The 16,938-nt window shown below is 63.2% G+C and carries 12 protein-coding genes; 6 read left to right on the top strand and 6 right to left on the bottom strand.

Annotated elements, in window-relative coordinates; genetic code table 11:
* Positions 1-146: 146 nt before the first annotated feature.
* Positions 147-701, bottom strand: coding sequence for a cysteine hydrolase family protein (locus M5B44_RS22620; protein WP_248740551.1), 555 nt, complete (start codon positions 699-701; stop codon positions 147-149).
* 101 nt (positions 702-802) lie between these two features.
* Here M5B44_RS22620 and M5B44_RS22615 point away from each other — a divergent pair, with 101 nt between their 5' ends.
* From M5B44_RS22615 to M5B44_RS22605, 3 genes are all read left to right on the top strand, one after another.
* A complete protein-coding gene (locus tag M5B44_RS22615; protein WP_248740550.1) occupies positions 803-1,798 on the top strand; it encodes a GlxA family transcriptional regulator in 996 nt (331 codons plus the stop codon).
* 178 nt (positions 1,799-1,976) lie between these two features.
* On the top strand, positions 1,977-3,086 hold the full coding sequence (locus tag M5B44_RS22610; RefSeq protein WP_248740549.1) for a DUF3182 family protein: 1,110 nt from the start codon (positions 1,977-1,979) through the stop codon (positions 3,084-3,086).
* The gene (locus M5B44_RS22605; protein WP_007955615.1) at positions 3,076-3,834 is read left to right on the top strand and encodes an alpha/beta hydrolase family protein; all 759 of its coding nucleotides are present in this window, start codon (positions 3,076-3,078) and stop codon (positions 3,832-3,834) included. Before M5B44_RS22610 ends, M5B44_RS22605 begins: the two co-directional genes overlap by 11 nt.
* Here M5B44_RS22605 and M5B44_RS22600 read toward each other — a convergent pair whose 3' ends face one another.
* The 4 genes from M5B44_RS22600 to M5B44_RS22585 all read right to left on the bottom strand — a co-directional run bounded on the left by M5B44_RS22600 (position 3,835) and on the right by M5B44_RS22585 (position 8,284).
* Positions 3,835-4,824: a lysylphosphatidylglycerol synthase domain-containing protein gene (locus M5B44_RS22600; RefSeq protein ID WP_248740548.1), complete on the bottom strand. Its 990-nt coding sequence runs from the start codon at positions 4,822-4,824 to the stop codon at positions 3,835-3,837. It abuts the gene before it with no gap.
* Positions 4,821-6,107, bottom strand: coding sequence for a cardiolipin synthase ClsB (gene clsB / locus M5B44_RS22595; protein ID WP_248740547.1), 1,287 nt, complete (start codon positions 6,105-6,107; stop codon positions 4,821-4,823). The genes M5B44_RS22600 and clsB overlap by 4 nt, the downstream gene beginning before the upstream one ends.
* A complete protein-coding gene (locus tag M5B44_RS22590; RefSeq protein WP_248740546.1) occupies positions 6,104-6,901 on the bottom strand; it encodes an endonuclease/exonuclease/phosphatase family protein in 798 nt (265 codons plus the stop codon). Before M5B44_RS22590 ends, clsB begins: the two co-directional genes overlap by 4 nt.
* Before the next feature lie 171 nt (positions 6,902-7,072).
* A complete protein-coding gene (locus tag M5B44_RS22585) occupies positions 7,073-8,284 on the bottom strand; it encodes an MFS transporter (RefSeq protein ID WP_248740545.1) in 1,212 nt (403 codons plus the stop codon).
* A gap of 189 nt (positions 8,285-8,473) precedes the next feature.
* Here M5B44_RS22585 and M5B44_RS22580 point away from each other — a divergent pair, with 189 nt between their 5' ends.
* On the top strand, positions 8,474-10,576 hold the full coding sequence (locus M5B44_RS22580) for a mechanosensitive ion channel family protein (protein WP_248740544.1): 2,103 nt from the start codon (positions 8,474-8,476) through the stop codon (positions 10,574-10,576).
* On the opposite strand, the gene M5B44_RS22575 is transcribed toward M5B44_RS22580, so the two are convergent.
* Entirely contained in the window at positions 10,570-14,865 is a 4,296-nt protein-coding gene (locus tag M5B44_RS22575; protein WP_248740543.1) for a DEAD/DEAH box helicase, read from the bottom strand. The two genes, M5B44_RS22580 and M5B44_RS22575, sit on opposite strands and share 7 nt — an antisense overlap.
* Positions 14,866-15,043: 178 nt before the next feature.
* Between M5B44_RS22575 and M5B44_RS22570 the strand changes: the two genes are divergently transcribed.
* A complete protein-coding gene (locus M5B44_RS22570; protein ID WP_248740542.1) occupies positions 15,044-15,928 on the top strand; it encodes a sugar nucleotide-binding protein in 885 nt (294 codons plus the stop codon).
* Complete coding sequence (locus M5B44_RS22565; RefSeq protein ID WP_248740541.1) at positions 15,921-16,850, top strand: NAD-dependent epimerase/dehydratase family protein; 930 nt, start codon at positions 15,921-15,923, stop codon at positions 16,848-16,850. Before M5B44_RS22570 ends, M5B44_RS22565 begins: the two co-directional genes overlap by 8 nt.
* Positions 16,851-16,938: the final 88 nt, after the last annotated feature.

Raw genomic sequence — 16,938 nt, 5'->3', positions numbered from 1 at the left:
CTCCGTTATGAACATCTCACGCGTGAGCCACACTACAACCAATTCAAAGTGCCATCAATGGCTCACGCGTGAGATTTTTTCAGCGCGCGAAAAAAGGCCCGCAACTTGGCGGGCCGGTCTTTCTTGCGGACGTTCGTGTATGAGGATCAGCGGGTGGCCACGAGGAAATCGTCTGCCGAGACCACACTGGCGTAGGCAAACCCCAGCGAAGACATGAACGCCGCATGCACCTGGGCGGCCGGCACGGTCAGGCCATTGAATTCCAGGTCGCGGGTGGCGCAGGCATCGTGGATCACCGTGACGGTGTAGCCCAGATCCGCCGCAGCCCGGACCGCGCCGTCGATGCACATGTGGCTCATGCTGCCGACCACCACCAGTGCCTTGATGTCTTGTTCATCGAGGATCGATTGCAGTTCGGTTTCGCGAAAGGCGTTGACGAAGTGCTTGAGCACCACCGGTTCGTCGGAGCGGTTGAGCACTTTGGGGTGCAGCCTTGCGCCCTCGGAGCCCGGGGTGAAGAACGGTGCGTCCGCCGAGGTGAATTCGTGACGGATATGAATCACCGGATCACCCGCTTCACGGAACGCGGCGATCAGTCGGGCGGCGTTGTCGGCGGCGGCGTCGACGCCAGCCAGCGGCCACTTGCCTTGGGGGAAGTAGTCGTTCTGGATATCGACTACGATGAGCGCTTGCCTGGCCATGGGTGTTTCCTCGAAGTGTTTGTTGGGAGTGGATTCAGTATCGGCGCCCGCTACGTCTTCGAGGATTGGCCGCACCGACAATAGACAGGGGAAAACTGACAATGGGCGTTGAAAGGGCCGTTGCCGAGCTGGGCGTGCTGATTTATCCCGGCGCGCAACTGGCAGCGGTGCATGGCTTGACCGACCTGTTCGGCGTGGCCGACCGGATCGCCGTCGAGCATCAGGCCGCGCAATTGCCGCGACTGCGAGTGAGCCACTGGCAGGTCGGGAACGAGCAGGCCCCGGTCAGGGTTTACGACAGTCATCCTGCTACCGAAACGGGCTTGCTGGCGGTGCTGATTCCGCCGTCGATCGCCGGGTTCAGCGCAGAGCAAGCATCGCCGGGATTGCTGCAATGGCTGCGCGATCAGCATGGCCGTGGCGCGACGCTGGGCGGCGTCTGCGTGGGCTCGTGGCTGCTGGCCGAAAGCGGCCTGCTCAACGGTCGCAGCGCCACCACTCACTGGACCTCGGCCAAGGCCTTTGCCGAGCGTTATCCGCAGATCAAACTCAAGGCCGACACACCGATTGTCGATGACGGCGACTTGATCACCACGGCCGGGTTGATGGCCTGGTCAGAACTGGGACTGCGGCTGGTCGATCGCCTGCTCGGGCCGAGCATCGCCAGCGCAACCGCACGGTTCCTGGTCATGGAACATAGCGACAGCGCCAGTGCCTGCGGCAGCAATTTCGCGCCGATCCTCGGCCATGGCGACGCGTCGATTCTCAAGGTCCAGCACTGGCTGCAAAGCACCGGCGCGACTGACGTTTCGCTGGCTGCGATGGCCGAGCGCTCGGGGCTGGAGGAGCGCACATTCCTGCGACGCTTTCGGGCGGCGACCGGCCTGAAACCTACTGAATACTGCCAACACCTGCGGGTCGGCAAGGCCCGGGAAATGCTCGAGTTCAGCAACGGCACCATCGATCACATTGCGTGGACGGTGGGGTATCAGGATCCGGGAGCCTTTCGCGCCATCTTCAAGAAAATCACCGGGCTGGCGCCGAGTGACTACCGCAATCGGTTCGGCGTGACCCCGCCGACCTCGCTGGCGAGATAACACCGCGCGATCGTGCAAAATGCCGTGGCCGTGGCGGCCATCGTGCAGATTGAAACGGGCGCAACGCCAGTACGAAAAGGCTAATCGACTGATCCGCAAAGGTTTTGGCGTCGTCATGGTTTGGCCTGATCTCTGCACCCTCTGACCTACATTCACCGAGCCGCTGGAAGGGGGACGCATGACCCCGACACCTCGCAACAGAATAGTGGTCGCCCATTCCGTACGCCCCGACGCGCCGCAACACGAAGTGCAGACCAACAAGGCGCTGGCCCGCTGGCTGGCGCAGATTCTCGGACTGAAATTCGGCGGCAGCTACGACGCGCAAAAGCACCATGGTCGCGACCTGTATCTGCTGCCGACCCAAACCATCGTCGGCGCTGCCAAGGCCCATGAACTGGGCATCAAGGGCCCCGAGGGTCTGTGGGGCGGTTTCGTCGAGCACGATTTCATCTGCACCAAAGCCATCAGCCATGGCTTGCGCAGCCATCAGGCCCATGCACCAGAAGGCTGGTCACCGCTGTTTTCAGAACGCACGCGCAATGTCGTGCTCGACGGGCTCAGTGTGTTTGCCCTGGAAGATGCGCGACCTGCCGCCGAACATCTGTTGTACAGCGGCCCGATCCGTCTCAAACCGATTCATGCGTGCGCCGGTCGCGGACAGGAAGTGATCAAGAGCCTCGACGCTTTCGACGAAATTCTCGCGCGTCCCGATATTGCCAGACAGTTCAGCGACGGCGTGGTGCTCGAACAGGACCTGAGCCAGGTGGTCACCCACAGCGTCGGTCAGTCGTTCATCGGCGACCGGGTGCTCAGTTACTGCGGTGATCAATACTTGACCGAAGACGCCCTCGGCGAAGAGGTCTATGGCGGCTCGAACCTGCTGGTAGTGCAGGGCGGTTATGCGGACTTGCTGAAACTGAATTTGCCGGACGATGTGCGATTGGCTATCGAACAGGCGCAGGTGTTCGACCGGGCGGCGGACGAAGCCTATCCACGGTTCTATGCTTCGCGACGCAACTACGACATCGCTCAAGGTCTGGACAGCGAAGGCCAGAAGCGCAGCGGCGTGCTCGAACAATCCTGGCGCATGGGCGGCGCGAGCAGCGCGGAAGTGGCGGCGTTGCAGAGTTTCGTCAACGACCCGTCGATGCGCGCGATCCGCGTGTCGTCGGTGGAAACCTACATCGACCGGGCCCTGCCGGCGGATGCCATCGAGGTCTATCGCGGCCCGGCCGAGAACAGCGACTTTCTCCTCAAATACGTAACGGTCCAATCCTATGACGGCTAGAAGCGAAAGCATTCAGATCGACATTGATGACGAACAGATGAGCGGGACCTTCCTCAGTCCCAAATCGAAAGTCCCAGGCGTGTTGTTCGTGCACGGCTGGGGCGGCAGTCAGGAGCGGGACCTGGAACGGGCCAAAGGCATCGCCGGTCTGGGCTGCGTGTGCCTGACATTCGACTTGCGCGGGCACACCGGCGGCACCGGCATTCCGTTGAGCCGGGTGACCCGAGAAGACAACCTGCGCGACCTGCTCGCAGCTTACGACCGATTGCTCGCCCACCCGGCGCTGGACACCTCGGCCATCGCGGTGGTCGGTACCAGCTACGGTGGTTATCTCGCCTCGATCCTCACCTCATTGCGCCCGGTGCGCTGGCTGGCGCTGCGGGTGCCGGCGCTGTACCGCGACGAACAATGGCACACGCCCAAACGCGATCTGGACAAGGCCGACTTGCGCGATTATCGCGGCACGCTGGTGCGGGCCGACAGCAACCGGGCGCTGCATGCCTGCTCGCAATTCACCGGTGACGTGCTGCTGGTGCAATCGGAAACCGACGACTATGTGCCTCACGCGACGATCATGAGTTACCGCGCCGCGTGCCAACAGACTCACTCGCTGACCCATCGCATCATCGACGGTGCCGACCATGCTTTGAGCGATCCAACCTCGCAGCAGGCCTACACCTCGATTCTGGTCGACTGGATCACCGAGATGGTGGTGGGGGAACGCTTGAGCATCATTCAGTCGCGCTGATCAGGGCTTGGGTTTCTTCTCGATCCGGAGCGCCTTGGCCTTGGCTTCCACCACCAGGTACATCACCACGGTGATCAGCAGCGGCAGCAGGAAATAGATCGCCCGATAGGCCAGCAAACCTGCCACCAGACTGCCGCGCGATGCCTCGTGTTGCAGCAGGGCGACGAACACCGCTTCCAGCACGCCGAGCCCGGCGGGAATGTGAGTGATGACTCCGGCAATCGCGCTGATCAGCAGCACGCCGAGCACCAGCGGATAGTCGAGCTTGCTCGGCAGCAAGGTGAAAATCACCGCCGCCATCAATGACCAGTTGAGCGCACCGAGCAGCAGTTGCAGGACCGCCATGCGCAGCGACGGCAGGTTGATTTCCACCCCGCGAATCGACCACTCGCGCCGCCGGGAAAACCGGCAGGCGACCAGGTAACCGAGGCTGATCAACAGCAGCAACACGCCAATCCCCTGCAACGCATCGCTGCTGACTTTCCACCCCGGCGGCATGCGCACCAGCCCGCTGCTGAACACCGCGCCAGCGATAGTCATGTAGCCGAACCAGTTGGTCGCCAGGCTCAGCCCGAGAATCTTGGCGATGTTGCTTTTGCTCACGCCAAGCCTTGAATACAACCGATAACGCATGGCGATCCCGCCGACCCACGCGCTCAGGTTGAGGTTGAACGCGTAGCTGATGATGCCCACCGGCAGGATCTGTTTCCATGTCAGGTCCTGACGGATGTAAGTTCGGCCGATCAGGTCGAAACTGGCGTACACCAGAAAGCTCAACAGCGTCAGGCTGGAAGCGATGATCAGCGTGCGCACCTTGAAGTCGGCGAGGGTTTGCAGCACCTCGGCCCATTCGATGCGGCTGGCGAACATTGTCAGCAGGACGATCAGCGCGAGAAAAAACAGCAACGTCAGCGGGCGCTTCCGGCGGCTCCAGCGAGATGTGGCGGCGGGTGGCGAATGCGTCGCGGACGGAGCATCGGAACGACTCATGACGGATCGCTCCCGCGCTTGCCGATGAAGGGTTTCAAACGGGGTTTATGCGCGGGCAGCCAACCGGCCATCGCTGGAAAGTGGCGCAGGAAGTGAAACACCAGAAACCCCACGGTCATGTGCCAGAGGCGCCCGCGCGGCGACTTGCTGGCGTCCATCGCTTTGCAGTGGTTGTTGCTCAGATCTTCGAGTCGCTCAAACAGATGAGCATTGAAGGCCCGGTCGCGGATCAACACGTTGGCTTCCAGGTTCAGCGACAGGCTCAGCGGATCGAGATTGCTCGACCCGACGGTGCTCCATTCTTCATCCACCAACGCGACTTTGCCGTGCAGCGGCCGCTGGCAATATTCGTGAATCTGCACCCCGGCCTTGAGCAGGTAGTCGTAGGTCATGCGCGCCGCGAGCTTGGCCACCAGCATGTCCGGCTGGCCCTGCAGAATCAGCCGCACATCGACGCCGCGCCGAGCCGCGTTGCGCATCTCGCGCAGCAAGCGATAACCGGGAAAGAAATAGGCATTGGCGATCACCACCCGGCGTTTCGCACGACGCAGGACCTGCAAGTAAATGTCTTCGATATCGGTGTGATGCCGGTCGTTATCGCGAAAAACCAGGCGCACCTGACCGTCGTGCTCGGTGAACGCCATCTCCGCCCGACGCTGGCGCCGGCGCTGCCACCAGAAGCGCGCCCGTCCGGGGCGACCGCTTTGCAGCAGGGCGAAATGATGGATGTCGGCCACCGCCGGCCCCTGAACTTCCACGGCGTAATCCTGCTTCGCCTCCGGGCCGAAATCAGCCAGATGATCGCCGGAGAAATTGATCCCGCCGATGAACGCAGTCAGCCCGTCGACCACCACGATCTTGCGGTGCAGGCGACGGAACCAGTTGGTGCGAAAGCCCAGGCGTTTGGGTGCCGGGTCGAAGATTTGCAGGTGCACACCGGCCTCGCTCAGCGCGGTGAGATATCCGGTGCTCAGTTCACCGCAACCGAAGCCGTCGAGGCTGACGGTAGTGCGTACGCCACGCCGGGCGGCATCGATCAGGATCTGCTGCAGTTCGTTGCCGACCTTGTCTTCGAAAACAATGAAGGTCTCCAGCAGGATTTCACTCTTCGCTGCGCGCATGGCGTCGAAGACTCGGGGGAAGTATTCCTCACCATTTTCCAGCAGTTCCACGCGGTTGCTGCCCTGCCAGCCATAGTCGACATCGACGTGGCCGGGCTCGCGGATCGGTGGGGTGATGGTGATCGGTTCCACGGCGGATTTTTCCAGCGGCGCGCTGCTCATAGTTCGATCTCCACGGACAACGGCACGTGATCGGAAAGGTGCGACCAGGGCCGGTTGGCGAGCACCCTCGGCTGGCTGGCCTTGAGGTTGCGCACGTAGATCCGGTCCAGCCGCAGCGCCGGCCAGCGCGCCGGAAAACTGCGCGCCGGTTTGCCCTGATGTTCGGCAAACACTTCCCGCAGACCGCAGGGTTCAAGCAACGCATCGGCGCGCTGACGCCAGTCGTTGAAGTCGCCGGCGACGATGACCGGCACATCGTCCGGCAGGTTGGCGAGGCGTTTGCCCAGTAGCCTCAGCTGTGCGTTGCGATGACTTTCACGCAGGCCCAGATGGACGCAGATCGCGTGCAGTTCGCGATCGTCTCCCGGCAGGCGCAGGACGCAGTGCAAGAGGCCACGGTTTTCGTGGCCGCTGATGGAAACGTCAAGGTTGTCGTGGCGCACGATCTGAAATTTCGACAGCAGCGCGTTGCCGTGATCGCCCTCCGGGTACACCGCGTTGCGCCCATAGGCGAACTGCGGCCACAGGCTGTCGGCGAGGAATTCGTACTGCGGCATGGTCGGCCAGTTGTTGTAGCGCTTGGGATGGTGTTCGTGGGTGCCGTGGACTTCCTGCAGAAACACCACGTCGGCGGAGACGCTGCGGACCGCTTCGCGCAGTTCGGGGAGGATGAAGCGCCGGTTCAGCGCGGTGAACCCTTTGTGGGTGTTGACCGTCAGCACCGTGAAGCGGCGCACCGTCGTGATGACGGTGGCCTGTTCGTCGGTGACGCCGACCGGCTCCGGAATGCTCATGACGGCATGCCTGCCGAGGTGTGGCGCTTGCTGCGCCCAGGTGGGCCATCGATGTGAATCGCTGTCATGCCGTTCTCCCGTCGAAAGTCCTCGTACCGCCTCTGTCTGTTGGTGACTGCGGGCGGTTCGGGAAAGTTTCGACGGGACTACGGACGGTCGGTATTCGCCGGATCAGTGGCCGGCAACGACGCGGGTGGAGCCTTCAACAGGTTCGGCATACACCGGGCCCAGTCGGTCGAGGCGACCGCTCAACGCGGTCAGGGCCAATGCCACCAGTACCACCAGCCCGCCGATCCATGCGGTATGAATCAGGCCGATGTGCTCGACAATCAGCCCGCCACCCCAGGCGCCCCCGGCAATCCCCAGGTTGAACGCGGCAATATTCAGCCCCGACGCCACATCCACCGCTTGCGGCGTGTGATGTTCAGCCTGACGCACCACATACACCTGCAGGCCCGGCACGTTGCCGAAGGCGACCGCACCCCAGACCAGCACGGTGGCCAGCGCCAGCCACGGATTGGCGGCGGTGAAGGTGAGCACGAACAGCACGGCGGCGAGCAGGGCAAAGATGATTTTCAGGGCGCTGATCGGCCCGCGCTTGTCTGCCAGTTTGCCGCCCCAGATATTGCCGACGGCGACCGACACGCCGTACACCAGCAGCACCAGGCTGACCGTGCCGGCACTGAAGCCCGAGATGTCCTGAAGAATCGGCGCCAGATAGGTGAAGGCGATGAACGAGCCGCCGTAACCGATGGCGGTCATGGCGTAGACCAGCAACAGGCGCGGTTGCTTGAGTACTTGCAGCTGTTGCAGCAGCGAAGCCGGTTTGCTGTGGGCGATGTTTTTCGGCACGTACAGCAAGCTGCCGATGAACGCGATGACACCCAGCGCCGACACCGCGAGGAAGGTTTCACGCCAGCCGAAATGCTGACCGATGAAGGTGCCCAGCGGTACGCCGGTGACCAGCGCCACGGTCAGGCCGGTGAACATGATTGCAATCGCACTCGCTGCTTTTTCCTTGGGCACCAGGCTGGTGGCGATGGTCGAGCCGATGGAGAAGAACACGCCGTGGGCCAGACCGGTGACGATCCGCGCCAGTACCAGCGATTCATAACTTGGCGCCAGCCACGCCAGCAGGTTACCGAGAGTGAACAGCACCATCAGCGACAGCAGCAACAGCTTGCGCGGGACTTTGCCGGTGAGCGCGGTCAGCACCGGCGCACCGATGGCTACGCCAAGAGCGTAGAGACTGACCAGCAGCCCGGCGGACGGCAGGCTGACGCCAAGATCGGCGCCGATGGTGGGAAGCAGGCCAACGATGACGAACTCGGTCGTCCCGATGGCGAATGCGCTGAGAGTCAGCGCGAGCAAGGCAATGGGCATGACGGCACTCCGGTAGAGGATTGAATGGAGCGCAGTGTCGGGGTTTGGCAGGGGCTGAAAAATACAGGGATGGGCATTTGATATTTGACCTGAGAGCAAAGATCAAAAGCCGCCTTCAAGGCGTTCTTGAACTTTGCCGAGCAAAAAACGCTCAGTTCCTTACAGGTTCAACCAAGGGAGCTCTGCGTTTTGACCAGGTTCAGGATCGCAATTCTATTGGGGGCGCTGCTGTTTTCCGGCGGCCAGATGCTGCAGGCCGCCACATTGCCGGGCGTCCCGGCAGCCACCGCAAAAGCCGCCGAACCCGAGCCATTGGTGCAGGGCGGACTGCTCGGCGCCATCAGTTCCAGCATCGACGACGTGCAGGACAAGCTCGATCTCAACGAGCATCTGGTCGATGCCTGGCGTCTGCGGGCCGACCGGGCGGCGGATGAAGTCGACAGGCTGGTCAATCAGCCGTCGGATCGCTCGGGGTGGAGCGTGGCCGGGGATTTCATGATGCTGTCCGGCGTGTGGCTCGGCACCTTCGCCGTGTTGACCGTGCTTGGCAGCGTGCTGGCCAAGCGGATGCGCGAGGGCCGCTGGCTGCGCACCCGCCACCGCAGTCAGGACCTGATCGGTTATTTGTTGCCCTACACATTGCCTGCGTTGATCTGTCTGCCGTTGACCCTGTACGTCAGTCACTTCCTGCCGGCCTCGGTCGGCCGGGCGCTGGCGCTGTGTTTTGCCTACGCCACCAGCAGCGGTATTTTTTCCACCTCGATGCTTTTGTGCGTAGTGGTGATGTTCAATACCGGCCACAAGCGACGAGCGGTGCAGATCATTCGCGACTACTGCCCGAAACCGCTGTTCCTGATCGGCTTTCTCGCCGCGTTGAGTGACGCGTTGACCAGCCCGCAGATCGCCCGGCAACTGGGCGGCAATATCACCAGCAGCATCGCGGTGTTCACTGGTCTGCTGGCGTCGATCATCTTCGGTCTGTTGGTGATTCGTCTGCGCCGGCCGGTGGCGCACCTGATCCGCAACCGACCGCTGGCCCAGCGTCTGAAACAACCCTCGCTGCAGGAGTCGCTGCGGATCTTTTCCGGGCTCTGGTACTGGCCGATCGTGTTGATGGTGCTGGTCTCGGCGGTCAATCTGATCGGCATCGGCGAGGACAATCAAAAGGCCCTGCGCTGCGCGCTGTTCACCACGGTGCTGCTGATCGGCACGGTGTTTCTCAGCACGGTGCTGCAGCACCTGTTCAAATCACGCCGGGCCGAGGCGATCCAGCGCAGCAGCGCCTACAAGGAGCGTTTTCTCAGTCTGTTGCATGCGTTGCTGCGGATCGTCATCGCGATTGCGTTCATCGATATCCTCGGGCGGATCTGGGGCGTGTCGCTGATTGATTTTGCGCAAAGCAGCACGGTCGGCCGGGCGATCAGCAATGCCTTGAGCAGCATCGGCCTGATCTTCCTCGTGACGTGGCTGCTGTGGGTGGTGCTCGATACGGCGATTCAGGAAGCGCTGAAACCGCCGGTCAGCAAACGCTCGGCGCGCCAGCCCAGCACCCGGGTGAAAACCATCCTGCCGCTGCTGCGCAATGCGATCAAAATCATCCTGGTGGTGATCTGCGCAATCACCACCATGGCCAATCTCGGGATCAACGTCGCGCCGCTGCTGGCCGGTGCCGGGGTGGTCGGCCTGGCCATCGGTTTCGGTTCGCAGCAACTGGTGCAGGACGTGATCACCGGGCTGTTCATCATCATTGAGGACACGCTGTCGATCGGCGATTGGGTGGTGCTCGATTCCGGGCATGCCGGCACGGTCGAAGGCCTGACCATTCGCACCCTGCGCCTGCGCGACGGCAAAGGCTTCGTGCACTCGGTGCCGTTCGGTCAGATCAAGGCAGTGACCAACCAATCGCGGCAGTTTGCGTTCGCGTTCTTCTCGGTGCAGTTCACCTACGACACCGATGTCGAAACAGCCATCGAACTGATTCGCGAAACCGGGGATTCGATCCGCGAAGACCCGTTCCTCAAGTACAACCTGCAAGGGCCGCTGGACGTGTTCGGCGTGGACAAGATGGACCTGAACGGTGTGGTCCTGACCGCGCAGTTCCGCACGGTGTCGGGCGGGCAATATGCGGTGAGCCGCGCGTTCAACCAGCGTTTGAAAAAACTTGTGGATAACAGCCCGTGGGTGCATTTCGCGCAGACTTATCCACAGCAGGTTTTGTTGCCGAAGCGACAAGACAATGAGGTGGCGGCGCATTCGTCGGTGATGCTGCCGGAACAGGCGCGGACTCAGTGACGGGTCAGCTTGTTTCGAATGTCGCTCATGGCGGTGGGGTCCAGTTCCACCCAGAATTGCTGCTTGCCGGCGACCTCCGCAGCGACTGGCAAGCCGTCGCGATAGACCAGCCGATTGCTCGCCAGCGCAGGTACTTTTGCGCCCGGTAGCAAGGTGCCGGCGAGGTTCAGCGGATCGACCCCGCACACCGCGATCAGGCTGCCGTCGTGAGGGCGACGGCGGACCTCGCGCAACAGCGGAATCGCCTCGGGCAGGGCGAATTGTTCGCCGGCCAGACCGCTGACAAATCGCCCGCCACGAATCTCGCCGCGGGCCTCCAGTCGATGGAAAGTGCGCAGCAATTCTCGCCAGCTCGGCAGCCAGTCGGCTTCGCGTTCCAGCAGGCGCCAGAACACCACGCCGTAACGGCGCAACAAGGTCATGGCGATGTGTTCCAGGGTTTCGGGCGGCGCTGTCTGGCTGTTTTCCACAACCGGCCCACGACGCAGCAGCGCCCAGCGCCCGGCGTCGTCCATGCCCCCGACAAAGGCTCCGCGCCCGCGCCGACTGCTGCGTTGCTGGCGCTTGCTCGCCGGGGTGATCAGCGCCCGCAGGCCGGCAAAGCTGTCGGCATTCACCAGACCGGCGCCGACCAGTTCCTGCAAGGCGATTTCCAGTTCGGTGCGCAGCAGATGCGCTTCATGAATCAGCTCATCGAAGAACAGCGCGCCGTGCTGGCTGAGGGCCTCAAAGACTTTCTGCGTCTTGGGCGACAGTTCGCTGATCGGCGTCTGTTCGGCCAGCGAACTCCACAACCCGACCTGACTGCGCGGCAATAGCACAACGGGCGTACTGCGCAGCGCCGTGCCGCTGGTTTTCTGCCGGGCGCTGAGGCGCGTCCACACCAGTTTTCCGCTGCGGCACAGATCATCCAGCCAGCTCGGTGAGTAGTCCTTGAGCCGCGCCGGGAGGATGTCGCTGTCCCACGCCGATGCCGCTGCCGGATAGCCTTCGAACTGACCGACAATTGCCGGCAACACGGTGCTGCCCTGACCCCGGGTGGACGGGGACAGATGCTGCCAGTCGAACAGGAATCGCATGAAGTCCTGCAATGCCACCGGTTCGATTTCCCGGCGCAGGCGCTTGACCGTGTAGCGGTGGATCCGCGCCAGCAGATGCCGCTCGCACCATTCTTCAATCGTCAGCCCCGGGGTGAACCGACCGCGCAGCACATAGCCTTCACGCTCCAGTCGGGCGAGGGCTTGATGGAAGGGTGCGGCTGGCAATGAAAGCGGCCGGGCGATGGCCTCCAGCGGCAGCGGGCCGAATGCACTCAGCCGTGCGCGGATGACTTCCACCAAGGCATCGTCGGCGGTCCAGACCTCATCGAAGCCGGGTAGCGCTGGCAGTGCCGAATGCGCCTGTGGATAAAGCGCTTGCAGACAGGTCAGGCGTTCCCGTGCCAGCCAGAGCGAGTGCTCGGGATCGATCTGCAATCGGCAGGCTCGCCCTGTCTCGGCCAACGCATTCAGCCATTCGCGCCAATGCGCATTGGCCTCGACTTCGCGCTCGCTGATGCAGGCCAGACTCATCAGCGCTTCGTGCATTTCATCGGCGCTGTTTGGTGTCGGCCAGGCCTCTTCGCGCACGGCGTCGATAGCGTCGGCGTCCAGCGCACCGAGGTCATCGGTGGATTGCGGATCGCTCCAGCGGCGATTCAGCACGGCTTGAGTGCGACGCTCTTCCAGCGGCGCATCGTCGAGAAAGGTGTAAGGCCGGGCGCTGAGAATTTCCGCCGCGAGCGGCGAGGGCGCCGGAAGGTCACGGGCGATCAGCCGCACTTCGCCGCGCTCCATGCGCCGCAGCAGTTGCAGCCAGCCTTCGCTGTCCATCGCCTCGTGCAGGCAATCGTCGAGGGTTTGCTCCACCAGCGGATGCTCGGGAATTTCCCGTTCGCCGGCGAGGTTTTCCAGGCAGGCGATCTGATCCGGAAACACGCTGGCGATCAGGTCTTCGCTTTTCATCCGCTGCAATTGCGGCGCGACTTTGCGCCCGCCGGTGTAGCGCGGCAGGGCCAGCGCCACCCCGGCATTCCAGCGCCAGCGCACACCGAATAACGGCGCATCCAGCACCGCTTGAATCAGAATGTGCTCGGCGCTGTTGCTGTGCAGATAACGCCAGACCTCGTCGAGTTCGAAACTGTGGCTGGTGGACAGCGACAGCACGATGGCGTCTTCGCTGGCGGCGGCCTGCAATTCGAAGTTGAAGGTGCGGCAGAAGCGCTTGCGCAAGGCCAGGCCCCAGGCGCGGTTGATACGACTGCCGAATGGCGAATGGATGATCAGTTGAGTGCCGCCGGATTCGTCGAAAAACCGCTCCATCAGCAGCGTGTCCTGGGACGGCAGGGCGCCGAGGGAGAGGCGAGCTCGGGCCAGATAATCCACAAGCTGTTCGGCGCTGGCCAGGTCCAGTCCCAGGGTTGCGGTCAGCCAGTCGAGGGCCGGTTGCAGGTTGCCGGGGCTGGCGCTCAGCAGTTGATCGAGCTGTGCCTGCAGGCGGGCCACGGCCATCGACAATTCGGTGCTGCGACCGGGCGCTTCGCCGAGCCAGAACGGAATGGTCGGCGGCTGACCCTGGGCATCCTCGACCCGCACCTTGCCGGTTTCCACCCGCAGGATTCGGTAAGAGGTGTTGCCGAGCTGGAACACATCGCCGGCAATGCTTTCCACGGCGAAGTCTTCGTTGACGCTGCCGATGTTCAGGCCCTGAGGTTCCAGCAGCACACTGTAATCGGCGTTGTCCGGGATCGTGCCGCCGCTTGTGACCGCCGTCAGCCGCGCACCGCGCCGCCCACGCAGGGTTCGGCTGACGGCGTCGCGATGGAGGTAGGCGCTGCGGATGCCCTGGCGACCGTTGTAGCCCTCGGCGAGCATCGTCAGTAGCGCCTGATAGTGTTTTTCGTCGAGGCGGGCATAGGGCTCGGCCCGGCGGAACAGCGCGAGCAAATCGTCTTCGGCCCACTCCTGACAACTGACCTCGGCGATGATCTGCTGGGCCAGCACATCCAGCGGCGCTTCGGGGATGTGCAGGATGTCGAGTTCGCCCCGGCGTACGCAGTCGAGCAGGGCGGCGCATTCGATCAGATCGTCGCGGGTGGTGGCGAACAGGCGTCCCTTTGGCGTGCCGCCGACCTGGTGTCCGGAACGGCCGACCCGTTGCAGGAATCCGGCAATCGAACGCGGCGAGGCGATCTGACACACGAGGTCGACTTCGCCGATGTCGATCCCCAGTTCCAGTGACGCGGTGGCGATCAGCACTTGCAGTTCGCCGCGCTTGAGTCGTTGTTCCGCATCGAGGCGAAACTCCTTGGCGAGGCTGCCATGGTGCGCGGCCACGGCGTGTTTGCCGAGGCGTTCGCTCAGGTGCCGGCTCAGGCGTTCGGCCAGGCGCCGGGTGTTGAGGAAAATCAGCGTGGTGCGGTGTTCACGGGCCAGCGTGGCGAGACGGTCGTAAACCAGTTCCCAGACGTCATTGGCCATGACCGCCGACAACGGCACCGGCGGCACTTCGATGCCCAGATCCCGTGGGCGGGCGTGGCCGATGTCGATGATTTCGCAGGGGCGCTCATGGCCGACCAGAAAGCGTGCGACGGCATCGATCGGTTTTTGCGTGGCCGACAGACCGATGCGGGTCAACGGTTCGGCGCACAACGCCTGCAAGCGTTCGAGGCTCAAGGCCAGGTGACTGCCGCGTTTGCCGGTAGCGATGGCGTGGATTTCATCGACGATGACCGTGCGGGTGGTGCCGAGCATTTTGCGGCCGGATTCGGAACCGAGCAGCACGTAGAGCGATTCCGGGGTGGTCACCAGAATGTGCGGCGCGCTCTTGCGCATGGCGGCTCGGTCTTTTTGCGGGGTGTCACCGGTGCGCACGGCGGTGGTGATTTCCAGCGGCGGCAGATCCATTTGGCGCAACTGCTCGGTTATCCCGGCCAGCGGATTCTGCAGGTTGATGCGGATGTCGTTGGACAGCGCCTTGAGCGGTGAAACGTAGACCACCAGCGTCTCGTCCGGCAGACCGTCCGGGGTTTCCAGGCCACGGTGGACCAGATCGTCGAGCACGGCGAGGAATGCGGTGAGGGTCTTGCCGGAGCCGGTGGGCGCCGCGATCAGCGTCGAGCGGCGCTGGCGGATCAACGGCCATGCGCGGGCCTGGGCGGCAGTGACCGTCGCGAATGTGCGGCTGAACCAGGCGCTGACGGCGGGGTGAAAGCCTGCCAGGGCTGCGTCCTTGGGGATGGGCAGATTCATGTCTGCAGTTATGCGGGCGGGCGGGCGAAGTTGCAAGTACCGCCGGGGATCTACACTTTACGGGTGACGGTTGCGCACTAAACCCGCAAAATGCAACGATTCCGGCAATTATCGACGACGGTGCCACGCGCATCGTCGCTAAAGCCATCGTTCCAATCAGACTGGGCCTGCTGACTCTATGCGAATGCGCCTTATGTTACTGGGCGGCGGAAATGCCCTTGGGCAGGCGCTGATTCGCCTCGGTGCGGAGGAAGACATCGGTTTCCTCGCCCCCCGCCCGCCCGAAGACGGCTGGGATGCCGCGAGCCTGACACAACTGCTCGACGACACCCGTCCCGATGCATTGATCAACCTTGCCTACTATTTCGACTGGTTCCAGGCCGAGACCGTCAGCGAAAGCCGTCTGTCGGGCCAGGAACGCGCCATTGAGCGTCTGGCCGAGCTGTGCCAGCACCACAACATCGTGCTGGTGCAGCCGTCCAGCTACCGGGTATTCGACGGTTCCCGCGCCACCGCCTACAGCGAAAAGGACGAGCCGGTGCCGTTGGGCCTGCGCGGTCAGGCGCTGTGGCGGATCGAGCAGAGCGTGCGCGCCACCTGTCCGCAGCACGTATTACTGCGCTTCGGCTGGTTGCTCGATGACAGCCCGGACGGAACCCTTGGACGCTTCCTCGCTCGCGCTGAAAAGCCGGACGAATTACTGCTGGCCGACGACCGTCGCGGCAATCCGACGCCGGTCGACGATGCGGCCCGGGTGATCATCTCGGTCCTCAAGCAACTCGATTGCGCCGCGCCGCTGTGGGGCACTTACCACTACGCCGGCCACGAGGCGACCACACCGCTGGCGCTGGGGCAGGCGATTCTCACCGAGGCCCGCAGCCTGCATCCGCTGGCGATCGAAGAACCGACCGCCCAGGCCCACGCCGCGCGTGAGGACGCCGCTGAAGAACCGCAACACGCGGTGCTGGCCTGCAAGAAAATTCTGCACACTTTCGGGATCAAGCCGCGCGCCTGGCGTGCCGCGCTCCCGGGCTTACTGGATAGGTTTTATCGTCATGGCTGAAGGCCCTGTTTTAATTACTGGCGGCGCCGGTTTCATCGGTTCGCACCTGACGGACGCGTTGCTCGCCAACGGCCATTCGGTACGGATCCTCGATGACCTGTCGACCGGCAAACGCAGCAACCTGCCGCTGGACAATCCCAAGGTCGAACTGATCGTCGGCGACGTCGCCGATGCCGCGCTGGTCGCCCGGGCGATGCAAGGTTGCAGCGCCGTCGCGCACCTGGCCGCCGTGGCGTCGGTGCAGGCGTCGGTGGATGATCCGGTGAAGACTCACCAGAGCAATTTCATCGGTACGCTCAACGTCTGCGAAGCCATGCGCGAGGCCGGCGTGAAGCGTGTGCTGTTCGCTTCCAGCGCAGCGGTCTACGGCAACAATGGCGAGGGCGAGTCGATCAGCGAGGACACGCCTAAAGCACCACTGACGCCGTATGCATCGGACAAACTGGCCGGTGAGCAGTACTTCGATTTCTATCGTCGCCAGCACGGTCTGGAACCGGCGATCTTCCGTTTCTTCAACATTTTCGGCCCGCGCCAGGATCCGTCCTCGCCGTACTCCGGTGTGATCAGCATCTTCAGTGAACGCGCGCAGAAAGGCTTGCCGATCACCGTGTTCGGCGATGGCGAGCAGACCCGGGATTTCATGTACGTCGAAGACCTGGTCGACGTGCTGGTGCAGGCCCTGGAAAAACCTGAAGTGCAAGTCGGTGCGGTAAACGTTGGCTGGAATCAGGCGACCAACCTCAAGCAGATGCTGGCTGCGCTGGAAGCGGTGGTCGGTGAGCTGCCGCCGGTCAGCTACGGCCCTGCGCGCTCCGGCGACATCCGCCATTCGCGGGCGAACAACGCTCGGTTGCTTGAGCGATTCAAGTGCCCGACGCCAACGCCGATGAGCGTCGGCCTGGCGCGTCTGCTCGGCCGCTGAGCTTCTCGCGGACATGAAAAAGGCGCCTTTTGACAGGCGCCTTTTTCACGGCCGGAAATCGGATTTCAAACACATTTCCTGTAGCGAG

Source organism: Pseudomonas sp. MWU12-2029 (assembly GCF_023242425.1).
In the GTDB taxonomy this organism is placed as follows: domain Bacteria; phylum Pseudomonadota; class Gammaproteobacteria; order Pseudomonadales; family Pseudomonadaceae; genus Aquipseudomonas; species Aquipseudomonas kribbensis.
The sequence above is the reverse complement of the archived record's forward strand: the minus strand, read 5'-3'. Positions and strand labels throughout refer to the sequence as shown.

Bases quoted from the DNA above. Each gene is read 5' to 3' on its own strand.
- M5B44_RS22620 (WP_248740551.1), bottom strand. From the start codon at position 701: ATGGCCAGGCAAGCGCTCATCGTAGTCGATATCCAGAACGACTACTTC.
- M5B44_RS22615 (WP_248740550.1), top strand. From the start codon at position 803: ATGGGCGTTGAAAGGGCCGTTGCCGAGCTGGGCGTGCTGATTTATCCC.
- M5B44_RS22610 (WP_248740549.1), top strand. From the start codon at position 1,977: ATGACCCCGACACCTCGCAACAGAATAGTGGTCGCCCATTCCGTACGC.
- M5B44_RS22605 (WP_007955615.1), top strand. From the start codon at position 3,076: ATGACGGCTAGAAGCGAAAGCATTCAGATCGACATTGATGACGAACAG.
- M5B44_RS22600 (WP_248740548.1), bottom strand. From the start codon at position 4,824: ATGAGTCGTTCCGATGCTCCGTCCGCGACGCATTCGCCACCCGCCGCC.
- clsB (WP_248740547.1), bottom strand. From the start codon at position 6,107: ATGAGCAGCGCGCCGCTGGAAAAATCCGCCGTGGAACCGATCACCATC.
- M5B44_RS22590 (WP_248740546.1), bottom strand. From the start codon at position 6,901: ATGAGCATTCCGGAGCCGGTCGGCGTCACCGACGAACAGGCCACCGTC.
- M5B44_RS22585 (WP_248740545.1), bottom strand. From the start codon at position 8,284: ATGCCCATTGCCTTGCTCGCGCTGACTCTCAGCGCATTCGCCATCGGG.
- M5B44_RS22575 (WP_248740543.1), bottom strand. From the start codon at position 14,865: ATGAATCTGCCCATCCCCAAGGACGCAGCCCTGGCAGGCTTTCACCCC.
- M5B44_RS22570 (WP_248740542.1), top strand. From the start codon at position 15,044: ATGCGAATGCGCCTTATGTTACTGGGCGGCGGAAATGCCCTTGGGCAG.
- M5B44_RS22565 (WP_248740541.1), top strand. From the start codon at position 15,921: ATGGCTGAAGGCCCTGTTTTAATTACTGGCGGCGCCGGTTTCATCGGT.